Source organism: Streptococcus cristatus, assembly GCF_001578775.1.
Lineage (GTDB): Bacteria > Bacillota > Bacilli > Lactobacillales > Streptococcaceae > Streptococcus > Streptococcus cristatus_A.
The window spans coordinates 508,297-523,032 of sequence record NZ_KQ969062.1 but is presented as its reverse complement, the minus strand read 5'-3'; the positions used below and the strand labels follow the sequence as shown (position 1 = coordinate 523,032).

The 14,736-nt window shown below is 42.5% G+C and carries 17 protein-coding genes; all 17 read right to left on the bottom strand.

Features of this window, described 5'->3' with window-relative positions:
* Positions 1–74 precede the first annotated feature (74 nt).
* Positions 75–290, bottom strand: a complete 216-nt coding sequence (locus SCRDD08_RS02580) for a capsule biosynthesis transcriptional regulator (RefSeq protein WP_001130035.1) — start codon at positions 288–290, stop codon at positions 75–77.
* 110 nt (positions 291–400) lie between these two features.
* Positions 401–1,297 (bottom strand): SPFH domain-containing protein, encoded by an 897-nt coding sequence (locus SCRDD08_RS02575; RefSeq protein ID WP_048766446.1) that lies wholly within the window; start codon positions 1,295–1,297, stop codon positions 401–403.
* Between the two features lie 93 nt (positions 1,298–1,390).
* Positions 1,391–2,641, bottom strand: coding sequence for a threonine ammonia-lyase IlvA (ilvA, locus tag SCRDD08_RS02570; RefSeq protein ID WP_061422313.1), 1,251 nt, complete (start codon positions 2,639–2,641; stop codon positions 1,391–1,393).
* A 66-nt stretch (positions 2,642–2,707) separates the two neighbouring features.
* On the bottom strand, positions 2,708–3,730 hold the full coding sequence (gene ilvC, locus SCRDD08_RS02565; protein ID WP_061422312.1) for a ketol-acid reductoisomerase: 1,023 nt from the start codon (positions 3,728–3,730) through the stop codon (positions 2,708–2,710).
* Positions 3,731–3,795: 65 nt separating this feature from the next.
* Positions 3,796–4,272, bottom strand: coding sequence for an acetolactate synthase small subunit (gene ilvN, locus SCRDD08_RS02560; protein WP_005591757.1), 477 nt, complete (start codon positions 4,270–4,272; stop codon positions 3,796–3,798).
* Positions 4,265–5,965 carry an acetolactate synthase large subunit gene (locus SCRDD08_RS02555; RefSeq protein ID WP_061422311.1) on the bottom strand — a complete coding sequence of 567 codons (1,701 nt, stop codon included), beginning with the start codon at positions 5,963–5,965 and terminating at the stop codon, positions 4,265–4,267. The genes ilvN and SCRDD08_RS02555 overlap by 8 nt, the downstream gene beginning before the upstream one ends.
* Before the next feature lie 161 nt (positions 5,966–6,126).
* A complete protein-coding gene (locus tag SCRDD08_RS02550; RefSeq protein WP_061422310.1) occupies positions 6,127–6,726 on the bottom strand; it encodes a response regulator transcription factor in 600 nt (199 codons plus the stop codon).
* Entirely contained in the window at positions 6,723–7,829 is a 1,107-nt protein-coding gene (locus SCRDD08_RS02545; RefSeq protein WP_061422309.1) for a sensor histidine kinase, read from the bottom strand. The genes SCRDD08_RS02550 and SCRDD08_RS02545 overlap by 4 nt, the downstream gene beginning before the upstream one ends.
* 4 nt (positions 7,830–7,833) lie before the next feature.
* On the bottom strand, positions 7,834–8,568 hold the full coding sequence (locus SCRDD08_RS02540) for an ABC transporter permease (protein ID WP_061422308.1): 735 nt from the start codon (positions 8,566–8,568) through the stop codon (positions 7,834–7,836).
* 12 nt (positions 8,569–8,580) lie between these two features.
* The gene (locus SCRDD08_RS02535; RefSeq protein WP_061422307.1) at positions 8,581–9,456 is read right to left on the bottom strand and encodes an ABC transporter ATP-binding protein; all 876 of its coding nucleotides are present in this window, start codon (positions 9,454–9,456) and stop codon (positions 8,581–8,583) included.
* 183 nt (positions 9,457–9,639) lie between these two features.
* Positions 9,640–9,816, bottom strand: a complete 177-nt coding sequence (locus tag SCRDD08_RS11630) for a hypothetical protein (RefSeq protein ID WP_196756161.1) — start codon at positions 9,814–9,816, stop codon at positions 9,640–9,642.
* A gap of 147 nt (positions 9,817–9,963) precedes the next feature.
* Positions 9,964–10,554 (bottom strand): SP0191 family lipoprotein, encoded by a 591-nt coding sequence (locus SCRDD08_RS02525; RefSeq protein ID WP_061422305.1) that lies wholly within the window; start codon positions 10,552–10,554, stop codon positions 9,964–9,966.
* 262 nt (positions 10,555–10,816) lie between these two features.
* A complete protein-coding gene (locus SCRDD08_RS02520; protein ID WP_061422304.1) occupies positions 10,817–12,481 on the bottom strand; it encodes a DAK2 domain-containing protein in 1,665 nt (554 codons plus the stop codon).
* A gap of 2 nt (positions 12,482–12,483) precedes the next feature.
* Entirely contained in the window at positions 12,484–12,849 is a 366-nt protein-coding gene (locus tag SCRDD08_RS02515) for an Asp23/Gls24 family envelope stress response protein (RefSeq protein ID WP_005591747.1), read from the bottom strand.
* A gap of 145 nt (positions 12,850–12,994) precedes the next feature.
* Entirely contained in the window at positions 12,995–13,183 is a 189-nt protein-coding gene (gene rpmB, locus SCRDD08_RS02510) for a 50S ribosomal protein L28 (RefSeq protein WP_001140948.1), read from the bottom strand.
* Between the two features lie 135 nt (positions 13,184–13,318).
* Positions 13,319–13,984 (bottom strand): LiaF transmembrane domain-containing protein, encoded by a 666-nt coding sequence (locus SCRDD08_RS02505; RefSeq protein ID WP_061422303.1) that lies wholly within the window; start codon positions 13,982–13,984, stop codon positions 13,319–13,321.
* 5 nt (positions 13,985–13,989) lie between these two features.
* Positions 13,990–14,436 carry a LytTR family DNA-binding domain-containing protein gene (locus tag SCRDD08_RS02500; protein ID WP_061422302.1) on the bottom strand — a complete coding sequence of 149 codons (447 nt, stop codon included), beginning with the start codon at positions 14,434–14,436 and terminating at the stop codon, positions 13,990–13,992.
* Between the last annotated feature and the right edge of the window lie 300 nt (positions 14,437–14,736).

Here is a 14,736-nt window from a genome sequence, read left to right as displayed (position 1 = left end):
AGACGGAAAAAGGTACATCCGCCTTGTTTTTTTATTCGCAAAATAAAAAAGCGGGTTTCCCCACTTTCCGAAGATTAGTCTTCAAACTTTTCATGATTTTTATCGTAGAAATCAATCAAGCCAAGAGCTGTTTCAAAAGAAATATTCTTTACTTTTGCACGTCCTTGAGCAAGAGCAATAATTGACATTTCACGCGCGTTTGTTTCTTTACTAATACGGTAACCTGTAATTTTTTTGTCACGAACCCATCCAACGACTGACTCTACTTTTTCAAAATTTGATTTAGCCATTTCTTACTCCTCTCTAACTTATTTCGAATACTAATATAATGGTTTTTATACAGTTTGTCAACTTAGAAAAACCAAAACAAACAAATTAAATAATTCTGAATATTCTATATTTATTTAGCTTTGAGGGCTGAAAGGATCTGGGTGCGAATACTCTCCACTCCATCAGGATTTGCTGGAAGGAAGATCGTGTTATTTCCTTGCTTATCTGCAAAATTATTCAATGTATCTAAATACTGGTTAGTCAAGAGGATGGACATAATCTGTTCTTCTGTCAACTCAACATTGGCGCCTTTAAGCTCCTTAATTGAATCTGCTAAGCCGTCTACGATTGCTTTCCGCTGCTCTGCTATACCGACCCCATGAAGACGGTCTTTCTCAGCCTCAGCCTCTGCTGCAGTGACGATTTTAATCTTATCTGCTTCTGCCAATTCCTGAGCTGCCACGCGCTTACGTTGAGCCGCGTTGATTTCGTTCATGGACTGTTTAACTTCTGCATCTGGCTCAACCTTGGTAATCAAGGTCTTGACAATGATGTAGCCATAAGTCGACATTTCCTCAGCTACCTGCTTTTGAACTTCTAGGGCGATCTCATCTTTCTTTTCAAAGAGCTCGTCCAAGGTCAGCTTAGGAACAGAGGAACGCAAAGCGTCTTCGATGTAAGACTTAATCTGCGCTTCTGGTCGCATGAGTTTATAGTAAGCATCCGTGACATTGTGTTCATTTACCCGATACTGGGTCGCCACATTCATGGTCACAAAGACATTATCCTGAGTCTTAGTCTCAACAATAATGTCGCTCTGTAGCAAACGCAACTGAACACGAGCGGCGATTTTGTCAATTCCCAAAGGCAAACGAACATTCATCCCACTTGTGCTAGTCTTGTGGTACCGACCAAAACGCTCAATGATAGCAACAGATTGCTGGCGCACGACATAAAGCGAGCTAAATGCCAATAGACCACAAAGAAGGACAAAAATGAGAAAGAAGAAAAAGAAATTCAGTAACATAAGCACATCTCCTTAATTTAATATAGTATATTCTAGCACAGTCCTCACTCACTTGCAATTAAAAAGTGGGATTTTACTAAAATATTTTTAGGATCAGACTAACATGTTGTAAAGCGTTTCATTTCCGTTTAGATTGATGAAGGAAGGATCAAAATGCTCGATTCGATTGATCAGACCCGCATAGTCATGTTTATTGGCCAGAGCAATCCCAATCAGGACCGGTCCAGTTCCTTTGCTGGCCCGCTTGATATATTCGAATCGAGTGATGTCATCATTTGGCCCTAAGATATCATTTACAAATTCACGTAAGGCACCAGGCCGCTGCGGAAAATTTACTACAAAATAATGCTTGATGCCATCATAGATGAGGGCACGCTCTTCCATTTCAGGCATACGGTTAATGTCATTATTTCCGCCCGAAATGATACAGCAGACAGTTTTTCCTTTGATATATTCTCGCAACACTTCCAAGGCTGCCACGCTAGCTGCACCAGCAGGCTCTGCGATGATTCCTTGTTTAGAATAAAGATCAATCAAGGTTTCTGAAATCAAGCCTTCATCAACCCCGATAAGTGTTTCTACATTCTTCTTCGTCGCTTCATAAGTAGAGGCCCCTACCTTTTGAACTGCGATACCGTCCGCAAATTTGTCAATTTCATTGAGTTTTACAGGACCGCCTGCTTCAAAAGCTGCTCTCATACTGCGGGCTCCATTCGCCTCTACCCCAATCACTTCAATTTGTGGCTGACTTTCCTTGATGTAAGTGGATACTCCTGCGATGAGACCGCCTCCTCCTACTGGTACCAAGACCAAGTCTAAATCGATGGACTCCCGAGCTGTATCTTCTAGGATTTCATAAGCAACCGTTCCCTGACCTGCTTGAACATGAGCATCATCAAAAGGATCGATGAAAGTCTGATTTTCCATCCGTGTGAATTCCATAGCCGCCCGAGCAGAAGCATCAAAAGTATCTCCTACTAGCTTAATCGTAACAAAATCACCACCAAAGAAACGAACCTGGCCAATTTTTTGTTGAGGAGTTGTGATAGGCATAAAAATAGTCGCTGGGATTTTCATTTCATTACAAGTGTATGCGACACCTTGAGCATGATTGCCCGCAGAAGCGCAGACAACCCCGCGTTCTCGCTCTTCTTTACTCAACTGAGAAATGGCATAATAGGCACCACGGATTTTGAAAGAACGAACACGTTGGGCATTTTCCTTTTTAAGATAAATCTTTGCCCCATACTTCTCTGACAAGTAATGATCATAATCAAGCGGTGTATTGACAACAACATCTTTTAATACCTTATAAGCACGAACGATATCTTTTGCTGTTAACATTCCTTTTCCTTTCCAAATGAGGTAAACAAACTCAGCTGGTATCCCAGCTGAGTTTTCCACACAATCTTAGTTGTAGATCTTAAAAGCGTCGTCGTCATTTTTACCAACGAATGGCATTGCTTTACGCAATTCTGCACCGACTTTTTCAATTTCTAGGTTAGCTGCTTGTTCACGGTAAGCTGTGAGTTTTGGACGTCCAGCTTTATAGTCATTTACAAAGTCATTTGCAAATTTACCATTTTGGATGTCTGCAAGAACTGCTTTCATGTTTTCTTTGACTTGCTCAGTAATCACACGTGGACCTGATACATAGTCACCGTATTCAGCAGTGTTTGAAATAGATTGGCGCATTTTCTTGAATCCACCTTCATAGATCAAGTCCACAATCAGTTTCATTTCGTGCAGCACTTCAAAGTAAGCCAATTCTGGGGCGTAGCCTGCTTCTGTCAAGACTTCAAAACCTGCTTCGATAAGGGCAGTCAAACCACCACAAAGCACAGCTTGTTCACCAAACAAATCTTCTTCAGTTTCTTCTTTGTAAGTTGTTTCAAGCAAACCAACACGAGCTGCACCAACACCTTTACACCAGTCCATAGCGATGTCTTTGGCATTTCCAGTCGCATCTTGATATACCGCGTAAAGAGCTGGAACACCGAAGCCTTCTTCAAAAGTACGACGAACCAAGTGACCAGGACCTTTTGGTGCACACATGAAGACATCCACATCTGCAGGAACTTTGATAAATTCAAAGTGGATATTGAAACCATGAGCAAATCCAACTGCGTTACCAGCTTCCAAGTTAGGAGCGATTTCTGTTTCGTAAAGTTCTTGTTGGATTTCATCTGGAGCCAAAATCATGATAACATCAGCCAATTTAGCTGCTTCTGCTACTGTGTATGTGTCGAAACCATCTTCTTTAGCCTTTTCAAATGACTTACCAGGACGAACACCGATAATCACATCATGACCTGTATCACGCAAGTTTTGTGCATGAGCATGACCTTGTGAACCATAGCCGATTACGGCAATTTTCTTACCGTCAAGTACTGCTACTTTTACATCTTTTTCGTATTCCATTGTTACTGCCATAATGTTTACTCTCTTTTCTATTTTTTATTGCCTTATAGGCTGGTTTAACAAATTAAAGGTTTGATTTAATCACGGGTAAAGCCAGTTGCTCCAGTCCGTGCGATATTGCGAATGCCGTAAGGACGGATGACTCGTAAGAGCGCTTCACTCTTTTCTGCATCGCCCGTCATCTGGATAGTGATCGAGCTTGGTGCCACATCGACTACCGTTGCCCGGAAAGGCTGGATAATGGCCAAGATTTCTGCACGCTTAGCAACTGGTGCCGATACCTTGATCAAAATAACTTCTCGCTCTAGGTGAGGATGATCTGTAATATCTCGCACCCGAATCACATCAATCTGGCGATTAAGCTGCTTGATAATCTGCTCCACTTCATTGAGGGAATTTACATCAATGATAATGGTGATCCGAGAAACATTTTCATCCTCAGTCGCACCGACAGAGATACTCTCGATATTGACCTGACGTCTGGAAAGCACACCAGTGAAGCGATTCAGAACACCCGAACGATTCTGGAGTTTAGCTGTCAACATTCTACGCATGGAACTTCACCCCCAACATCTCATGATTGCTCTTGCCAGCTGGCACCATTGGAAGCACGTGCTCCTTGCGAGAAATATCTACCTCGATAAACATCGGCATATCTTCCTTTAGGACTTCCAAATCTTGAGCAATGGTCTCGGGATTATCAAATTTATAGGATTTGACACCATAAGCCTGAGCCATCAGCTGAAAATCTGGCAAACTGTCAAAGACTGACTCGGAGGTACGACCATCATAGAAGGCTTCCTGCCACTGGCGAACCATACCTAGCGAATGATTATTGAGCATGATGACCTTAATCGGAATCTTGTAGATATTTAGGATGGCCATCTCTTGATTGGTCATCTGGTAGCCGCCATCTCCAACGAAGAGAACCACTTCCTTATCTGGATTGGCAATCTTGGCCCCAATCGCTGCTGGAACACCAAAGCCCATGGTTCCAAGACCACCAGACGTTACCAGTTGGCGCTCGTTTTTATATGGATAATATTGGGCGGCCCACATTTGGTGCTGACCGACGTCTGTTACAACGATGGCATCACCCTTGGTTAGCTCACCCACGCGCTCAATGACAGCCTGAGGCTGTACAACTCGTTCCTTCTTATCATAGGAGCGCACCCGCTCCTTGTCTCGTGTCACCTTTTCTATCCACTTGCTGGTATTGTTGTGCACCTGTTCTTCTTCAAGCAACATTTGCAAAGCTTTCTTGGCATCTCCTACAATAGGAATATCCACGCTGATGATTTTACCAATTTCTGCTGGATCGATATCAATGTGGGCCACCTTAGCACTTTTAGCAAAGGTCTTAGGATTCCCAGTCAGACGGTCATCAAAACGACATCCAATGCTAATCATGAAGTCTGCTTCCGTCATCGCAATATTAGCTGCGAAAGAACCATGCATGCCACCCATACCTAAGAACAAAGGATGATCTGTCGCAATCGTTCCCTGACCCAACAATGAGGTCACTACTGGAATCTGATACCGTTCCACAAAAGCAACCATCTCCGCTGCCGCTCCTGCGTAACTAATACCGCCACCAGAAAGAAGAACAGGTTTTTTAGCCTTAGAAAGCTGTTTAAGAATCTTCTTAATCTGTAATTCATTAGGCACAATTGTTGGCTGATAGCTTGGCAGATGCAACTGAGTGTCATAGATAAAGTCCGTATCCAGAGCTGAGACATCCTTTGGCAAATCAATAACGACTGGCCCGGGACGACCTGTGGTCGCAATATGAATGGCCTCCGTAATAATTCTTGGTATGTCTGCCGTCTCCCGTACCTGATAATTGTACTTAGTGATGGGAGTAGTAATACCGACAATGTCGGCTTCTTGAAAGGCATCCTTACCAATACCTGGCGTCGCTACCTGCCCAGTAAACACCAAAAGGGGAACACTGTCACTCATAGCGTCGGCGATCCCAGTAATGGCATTGGTTGCCCCCGGACCACTGGTTACAACGGCCACACCAATTTTCCCAGTAGACTTGGCGTAGCCTTCTGCTTCATGAACACACCCCTGCTCATGGCGACCAAGAATATGGCGGATACCTTTAAAGCTATAAATGGCATCATAGAGGGGCAAGACTGCACCACCAGGATAGCCAAAAATAGTATCAACACCAAGATTCTTCAAGGTTTCCAAGACCAGCTGCGAGCCGGACTTAGGAGTTTCTAATTGGATTCTTTCCATATTTCCCCTTTCATTTATTTACAATTTTCTAAAAATTCAAAAAGCTTTCTACTATGATAACATTTTTGAAAAAAATTGCAAGTATCGCGGATGTTTTTTTTCATTCTGATTGAAAAAGATAAGAAAATCCCGCTAAATCCGAATGTAGCGAGATAATTATTTTATATCCATCCTTGTTCTTGAGCAATCCGGACAGCTTCCGTACGATTGTCAGCTGCTAGCTTGGTCAGGATGGCCGACATATAGTTACGAATAGTTCCATTTGATAAATAGAGCTTTTCAGCAATTTCTTTATTAGAAAGTCCAGTTGCTGCTGCCTCTAAGACTAGAAGCTCCTGATGGGAGAGGGGATTTTTATGAGTCATCAGCACTTCCATAAGTTCAGGCGAGTATTCTTTTTGCCCAGCCAAGACCGTGTGGATGGTCTTCATCAGGTCAGCAATGCTACGTTCCTTGAGTACATAGGCATCAACATCCGCCTTAACCGCTCGCTCAAAATAACCCGGCCGCTTAAAAGTTGTCACAATGATGACCTTGACAGCTGGCTGATGCTCCTTCACCCATTCTAGAACATCCAGCCCTGTCTGATAAGGCATTTCTACATCCAAGATGGCCACATCGACTGGATTGGTCTTGAGCAGCTCCATAGCTTCACGACCGTCTGCCGCTTGAGAAACACTAGTAACATCCGGCTGCAACTGCAAGAGCTGGCTAAGGGCATCCCGCAGCATACTCTGATCTTCTGCTAATAATATCTTCATCGCTCGTCTCCTCTAATCCTATATGGCAAGCGCACGCGAATAATGGTTGGATTGTGATTGCTGATGACCTCCACGCTACCGTCAAGTCCCTCCAAGCGCTCACGTACCGAATGCAACTCTCGGCCCGTCACTTGCTTAAATCCTCGGCCGTCATCTTCAACTTCCAAGATCAAATCTCGGTTCTGACTATACAAATCAATTCTGGACTTCTTGGCCTCTGCATGCTTGATAATATTGGTTGCCAATTCCAATAAAATCATACTAATGGTAAACTGCATTTCTGTAGGAATGCTGGCAACATTGAGCTGATTATGAAGCTCCAAGTCAATATCGCTCATTTCCAGAATGGTTCGGATTGTTGCTAATTCTTCATCCAGCGTCCGCGTCTTGAGATTGTCTACAATCCGTCGAACATCAGCCATGGCCTGTTTACTAATCCGTCGCACTTCCTCCATCTCTTTTTCCGCCTGCTCGTAGGCCTCCATTTGTAGGAATTGCTGGGCCAACTCTGTCTTGACACTGAGCATGGCAAAGGTATGGCCCAGACTATCATGTAAATCCCGTCCAATTCGATTGCGCTCATTTTCCGCTAGAAAGAGATTGAGCTGAGCGTTCTGCTTGCTTTTTTCTTCCTTGAGCTGTTCAGCAACTTGGATACGGTGCAGACCCAGCGTCAAGAAATCCGAAAAGAGAAAGGTCGTTGAGAAAAAGACCAGATAGCCAGTGCTCAATTGATGTTGCAGATACAACCCGACCAGAAGAGCAGGTTGGACAGCTAAGAAACTCCAGAAGCGCCAAGATGTAAAGGAAATTTCCTTATAATGATAAATTAGAAGATTTGATAAATAAAAAATATACCACACAAAGCCCCCATTCAGCCAAATGGAAGTGTAAAAGATGTAAGCAAGCATGCCCCACCAGGACAGTGCCTGATAGAAAGGCTTTTTCTCTGTGAGGATGGTATAGTAAGCCCCTATAAACAATGCTGTCCAAAGCAACGTCAAAAGCGGGTATTCACCGCTGATGACACCCGCTATTGGAAAGATGATAAAGACCAGAGAGATATGAAACATATGATGTATGTTTTTGAACTTTTCCCACATAGAATTATTTAACCTCAATCCGTTTTTTGAGCTGAAGGACTAAAATGCTAAAGAAAATGGTATAGACTAGGACGATTAGCATGGCAGAAAGATTCCAGTCATGGTGTTCCAAATAGGCAGAAACCACCTGCATGAGCTGGTAACTCGGAGTTAGCTTGCCGATAGATTGCAACCAGTCTGGAAACATAGTCAGTGGAAACCAAAGCCCACCCAAGACTGCTAAAGCCATATAAACGATATTGCCAACAACAGACATGAGCTGGGCACTGGGCAGGAGACTGACCAAGACGCCCATGGCGATAAAGACCATACTACCGACCAAAAGAATCAGGGCAATCGCCAGCCAGTCCATCATGGGCATATTGACTCCACGAACGAAATGTCCAACAGAGAAGACCACGATGATGGAAAGCAGAAAGGTCAACAAAGTACTGAAAAGCTTGGATATATAATATTCTACCATAGAAACTGGCGAATGCTGAATCAATTTTTGCCAGTTATTGGTCTTGTCCGACTGCAAGGTACTGGGAATGCTGAAAAAGGCACTGGACATGATACTAAAAACCGTCATAGAAAAGAGATAGGTATGGAGCACAAGCGTCGGCACATCAGAACCTGACATCATTCCTGAAAAGATCAGATAGAATACGCTGGGTAGCCCGATAGAGAGCAGGTAGTAAGCCGCCTGCCGCTTCATCAAAATCAACTCCATTTTCATTAAACTAACCATATTTTTCATAATGCTGCTCCTTTACTCTTGTGTCGTCTCAAAAATGCTATCCAGCAGGGTGCGATTGCGGACTTCGATTTCTTCAATCGTACAGCCATGCTCCTGCAGAATTTGCCAGACTTGACTAGCGTCCTTGGTCGCAAAGGATAAGGCCTTTTGCTTGATTTCAATCTCTGTCACACCAGCTATCTTTTCCACAACTTCTTTATAGGAAAGGGGCAGGGTGAAGTGCTTTTCCTGCTCTTCCTTGCGCATGGCATAAGGCGTGGTGTCGCGGATTAGCTCTCCCTTATGGAGCACCAAAATCCTATCAGCCGTATGCTCCACTTCTTCAATATAGTGGGAAGAATAGACAATAGTCACACCTTGCTTCTTGAGCTGATCCACAATTTCCCAGAAATGCTGGCGGGTCGAGGTATCCATGGCCGAAGTCGGTTCATCCAAGAAGAGAATCTTTGGACGGCCAATCAAGGCTAAAATAAAGGAGAAGAGGCGTTTTTGACCACCAGAGAGCTTGGAAGCTAGCTGGTTCTTCTGCTTGTCAGAAAAGCCCAACAAGGCATCGATTTCCTCTTCAGACAGGCTATTGGGATAGATAGATCGAAAGAAAGCGAGGAGTTCCTTGACTTTCAAATCCCCCACCACTGTATTTTCCTGAGGCAAAATGGCAACCATCTCTTTCAAACGATTATCCGTTGGCTTTAGCCCCTGAATCAGCGCTTGGCCAGAAGTCAGGAATTTATCGCCTAGGAGACAGTCCATCAGAGTTGTTTTGCCAGCTCCGTTGGGGCCAATCAGAGCCACACAATCCCCTTCTTCAATGTCAAAGGAAATGTGGCGCAAGATTTCCTTCCCCCGAATGCTTTTAGATAGCTTTTTCACTTCAATCAATTTCATGATCTTCCTCCTTAATAAAATCATAGATGAGCGGCCAGATGACAAAAACAACTAGAATCACTCCCCCTACTCCTATATAAAATTGCCGGGGTAGAAATTCCAACAGAAAACCCGGTATCATCTGAAAACACCATACACCCATTGCAACTCCAATGAATAAGACGGACAAGTACTTTTTCATTTCTACTTTCCCCTTTTGCTTAACTTAGCCACTTCCTTTAGGACATAGCTAGCCATTCCCAAGCTAGCGAAAATCTCCCAAGGAAGGCGGTAAAGAGCTGCTCCGCTCATTCTCGCCAACTGATAAAACATCATCCCAACAAGACTCAAGACTGCTACCTTTATCAACCATATTTTCATGTAACTACTCCCTATTCTTCGTTTCTTACTTGTATTATAGACCTTCCTGCCTTTTCCGACTAGATGATTTTGTCACTAGACCATATGACAAATGTCATGGTTTCTAGACAGCAAAAAAAGACGAGATAACTCGCCTTTTAAATATTCTTATTCTTCTTTCAAGCCGCCTAATTTCATACCTAAAATAAACATTGAAGGAGAGGCGTCTTTGATGTCATTAAGTCCCAAGTCTTTAAAGAAAGATAGGCTTGCTACTTTCGCTATATCCATTTTCTCAAAATCCAGATCAACTATGGCCTGTAATTTCTTATCAGCTGTTACGGAGTATTCAATCGTCACTCCTTCCATATTCCTAGCTTCCACGTAGTTTGGTTCTGATTCCATTCTTTCTCGAATGATAGCTGTCATTTCCTCTGGGCTCATAGTTGCTGCAGCACCACTGGCTTCTTCTGGCAAATTACTCAACAGTTCCATTCGAAGTTTCAAGAGTTTGTCTCCTCGATAGGTCACCGTATCACGATGATGGATGCCTTTGAGGTCTCCGACCAAGGTTTTAGAGATAATAGCTGTACTTTCAGAAGAAGCACTCGTAGAGAAGTCACTTGAGCTCGAGCTAGAACTTGTTTTAGCAACTTTTGATTCAGCTGGAACTTTCGGGCGATGCTTGCCAGATGTTGGAAATACGCAACCTGTCAATAACACAGAAGCAGAAATAACAAGAATAAATAACTTTTTCATAGTACACCTTTTCTTTTTATTTTTTCCAGTATACCATAATACCACTATCTTGTCTAAATCTTACATATAAAAAAATCAAAGAGGCTGGGGCAAAAGTCCTAGCCTCTCAATTGTCTTTGGATTGTCGAGCAAGACGCAGTGGTTGAGTGGGCTCTACTACGCTGATTTCATCAACTTTTACAGCCCTACTCAACTGTGCGGAGGTGGGACGACGAAATCGAATTCTAACGAATGACCGATTTCTGTCCCACTCCCAAATAAATTATTCTACACTAAAAATATATGGATACACTGGCTGATTTCCTTGGTGGATCTCAACTTCTAGATCTTCATATTCTTCCATCAGATCTTGAGCCAAGCCATTTGCTAATTCCTCGTCACCATCTTCACCGATATAGATGGAAACAATCTCACTGTCTTCATCCAACATCTTCGCAAAGGTTGCTTTTAAAGTTGTTAACATATCTGGATTTGACACAAGGATTTTGCCATCAACCATACCCAAGTTATCATTTTCATGGATTTCGAGGCCATCAATCGTCGTATCACGAACCGCTGTCGTAACACTACCGCTAACCACATCGCTCAAAGCCGCTGTCATTCTCTCATGGTTCTCTTCGATGGTTTTTCCACCATCAAAGGCCAAGAGGCTTGTCAAACCTTGAGGAAGCGTACGTGTTTCAATCACTGTCGTTGGTTGCTCAAGCACTTCTGCTGCAGATTGAGCCGCCATGAAGATATTTTTATTGTTTGGCAAGAAAATGATATTGCGCGCATTGACCTGATCAACAGCCTTGATAAAGTCCTCTGTAGAAGGGTTCATAGTCTGACCGCCAGAAATGATATAGTCCACACCCTGAGCCTTGAAGATTTCAGCAAGGCCCTCACCAGCTACTACGGCGATAATAGCGTATTCTTTTTCTTCAGCTGGCTTGGTAGCTTTTTCTTCCTTCTCAAGCTGGGCTTCGTGCTGGTTACGCATGTTGTCCACTTTTACCTTTACAAGGCTACCATACTTCAGTCCTTCTTGCATGACAAGACCTGGATCTTCTGTATGAACGTGGACTTTCACGATTTCATCATCATTAACTACCAGCAAGGAATCACCAAGCTCATTCAAATAATTACGGAATTCATCATAGTCAAAGTCCTTGACATAGGTTGGTCCTTGCTTCAAGGCCACCATGATTTCTGTACAATAACCAAATGTGATGTCTTCTGTCGCCACATGGCCTGCTACAGATTTGTGGTGTTCAGCATTGATCATCTCAGTCATCGTAGCCGGAGTCGCTTGAAAATCTTCTGATGCGATATATTCGCCAGTCAGGGCAGAAAGGAAGCCTTCATAGATAAAGACCAAACCTTGACCACCAGAGTCCACAACGCCAACTTCTTTGAGAACTGGTAACATATCTGGCGTTTTAGCAAGGGCAGCCTTTGCTCCTTCAAGAGCCGCTTTCATAACTTCGACAGCATCATTTGTCGCTTCAGCTTTCTTTTTAGCACCGATGGCCGCACCACGAGAAACAGTCAGAATTGTTCCCTCAACTGGCTTCATAACAGCCTTATAGGCTACTTCTACACCAGACTGGAAGGCAAGAGCCAAAGCTTGTCCATCAAGCTCATCTTTTCCTTTTACGCTTTGTGAAAAACCACGGAAGAGCTGTGACGTGATAACACCAGAGTTCCCACGCGCACCCATCAAAAGTCCCTTGGCAAAGATAGCGGCTACTTCACCAACTGTTGAAGCTGACTTATCAGCTACTTCTTTGGCACCATTTTCAATGGTCATGCCCATATTGGTTCCTGTGTCACCATCTGGAACTGGGAAAACATTTAAAGAATTGACATATTCAACCTGTTTATTTAAACGAGTTGATGCCGCCTGCACCATTTCTTGAAATAAACTAGTAGTAATATTTGACACGATTATTCTCCTACAACTTTAATATTTTGGATATAGACATTCACTGTATGGGCAGTGATCCCAAGTTGATTTTCCAAACTAAACTTAACGCGTTCTTGGATATTCTTGGAAACTTCACTGATTTTAATGCCGTAGCTCAAAACGGTATAAACATCAACTGCAATACCACCATCCTCAGACGTTTTTACTACCACACCCTTGGCATAGTTTTCTTTACCCAAAAGAGCTTGAAAGTTATCTTTAATTGCATTTTTGCTGGCCATTCCAACTACACCAAAAATTTCTGTTGCTGCGCCGCCAACGATTGTCGCAATCACGTCATCAGTCAGCTCAATTTGACCATCTTTTGTATTGATTTTTACAGTCATCACTTGTACCTCAAAAGTATTTTATAGTTTATTTTACCATATTTTAGACAGGGTGTAAAAGAGGAAGGACAGAAATAAACTGTCTAGTCTGAAAATTCAACAACAAAAAAGGGAAGGAATAAATCTTTCCAATCCCTTTCATGTATTAAACGCGTTCAACTTTACCTGACTTAAGCGCGCGAGCTGAAGCCCAAACTTTTTTAGGTTTTCCGTCGATCAAAACAGTAACTTTTTGAAGATTTGGTTTAACAGCGCGTTTTGTTTGGTTCATCGCGTGAGAGCGGTTGTTTCCAGATACAGTCTTACGACCTGTAAAGTAACATACTTTAGCCATTAGTGTGTTTCCTCCTATTAGATCTAATATTACGGATGTGCTAGCACCACATACCGTACTATATTATCAAAAAACTTGACGTTTGGCAAGTACATTTTCCCAAACTTTGCAATTTCTAACCAATAATCCGTTTTCTTAAATGTAAACAATCTTCAAAGAGCCAAAGGCAACATTACCGCGCACATATAAAGTCTTGTCTTTCTCATTGGCATTATGCGGATTGACCACTGTACCGAAAGCATTGTCCACATTTAGCTCTACTCGCCAGTTGCTTGGAATGTAAAGCACCGCACTGCCGAAAGATACTTCCACATCAAAACTAGCAGAATCACCTAAAATTCTGGCATTATCAAAATATACAGTTGCACTACCAAAAACACATTCTACTTTATCATGGACGAAATTCTCCGAATTGATATAGCGAGTGCCGCTGCCAAAAGAAATCTCTCCTTCTGTTGTAGACAAACCATTTCTAGACAAATAACGAACACCCCAGATCCTTCTCGGCTTGAAAATCATGTTAAGCCCAATGCAGGCCAAAACACCACCCATTACCAAGGTGCCTGTAGAGATTGCCAAGAAGTGATAGACAGAATTAGCAATCACCAAAGCAATGATCGTCATGATCAGAGCAGCACCAAAATCTCGCTCCAAGAAATTTTCCAAAGCAAAATACGCAAACATGCCGACCAAAAGCAGAGGCCAGATATTAAAATTGAACATAGGAATACCAAAGTTTCCCTGAAGCAAAATCCAGCCGGCTAAAACCAAAAAACCGACGCCTAGAATTGTTTTTTTCATGATGATTACCTCACTTCACTTAACTTTTCTTTTAGTAATTGATAATAATGCCTTGAAACATGCACTTTCTTATGTGTTTCAGAAAACTGAACGGAACTGGTACCCGAGAAAGACTTCTCTAGAGAATAAATCGCTCTAGCATTAGCAATGGTTGACTTGGAAATTCTGCAAAAATAGCGGGGCAGTAATTCCTCTAGCTCATAGAGTTTCAACTTGACCTCATAGGCATCATTGCGCGCGTGGGCAAAGATTTTGGTTCCATCCGTCTCAAAAAAGAGGATCTCCGCCAAGTCCACAAAATATTCACTATTTTCCTTGTAAAAGAGAATAGCTGGAGCAGTCGCTTCATTCAAAGCATCTTGAATCTTCTGAATCCTCTCATCAATCCGCGATACTCGAATCACCAATTCTGTATCAGCCAAACGATCGTCTAGCTCAATCCGAACCTTCATAAGCACTCCTCCCCTCTTTCTATCTTCATTATAACAATTTCTTGAAAAGAAACAAGGGACTTTCAGTAAGTGGTCAATTTGGAGCAGTAAGTGGTTGTTTTAAAAGATTAAAATGAAGTAAAAAAATCTTGCCAAACAAGATTTGATCAGACCTATGCCGATTGCAAGCATTCTAATTGTTTTAACGAACTAAACTCAACAATAATAATCCGAATTAAAAGGAAAATTAACTAAATGAGACTACATATCAAAATAGAATGAACTTCAATTTGGTACACATAAGATTACTTAAGAATCTAT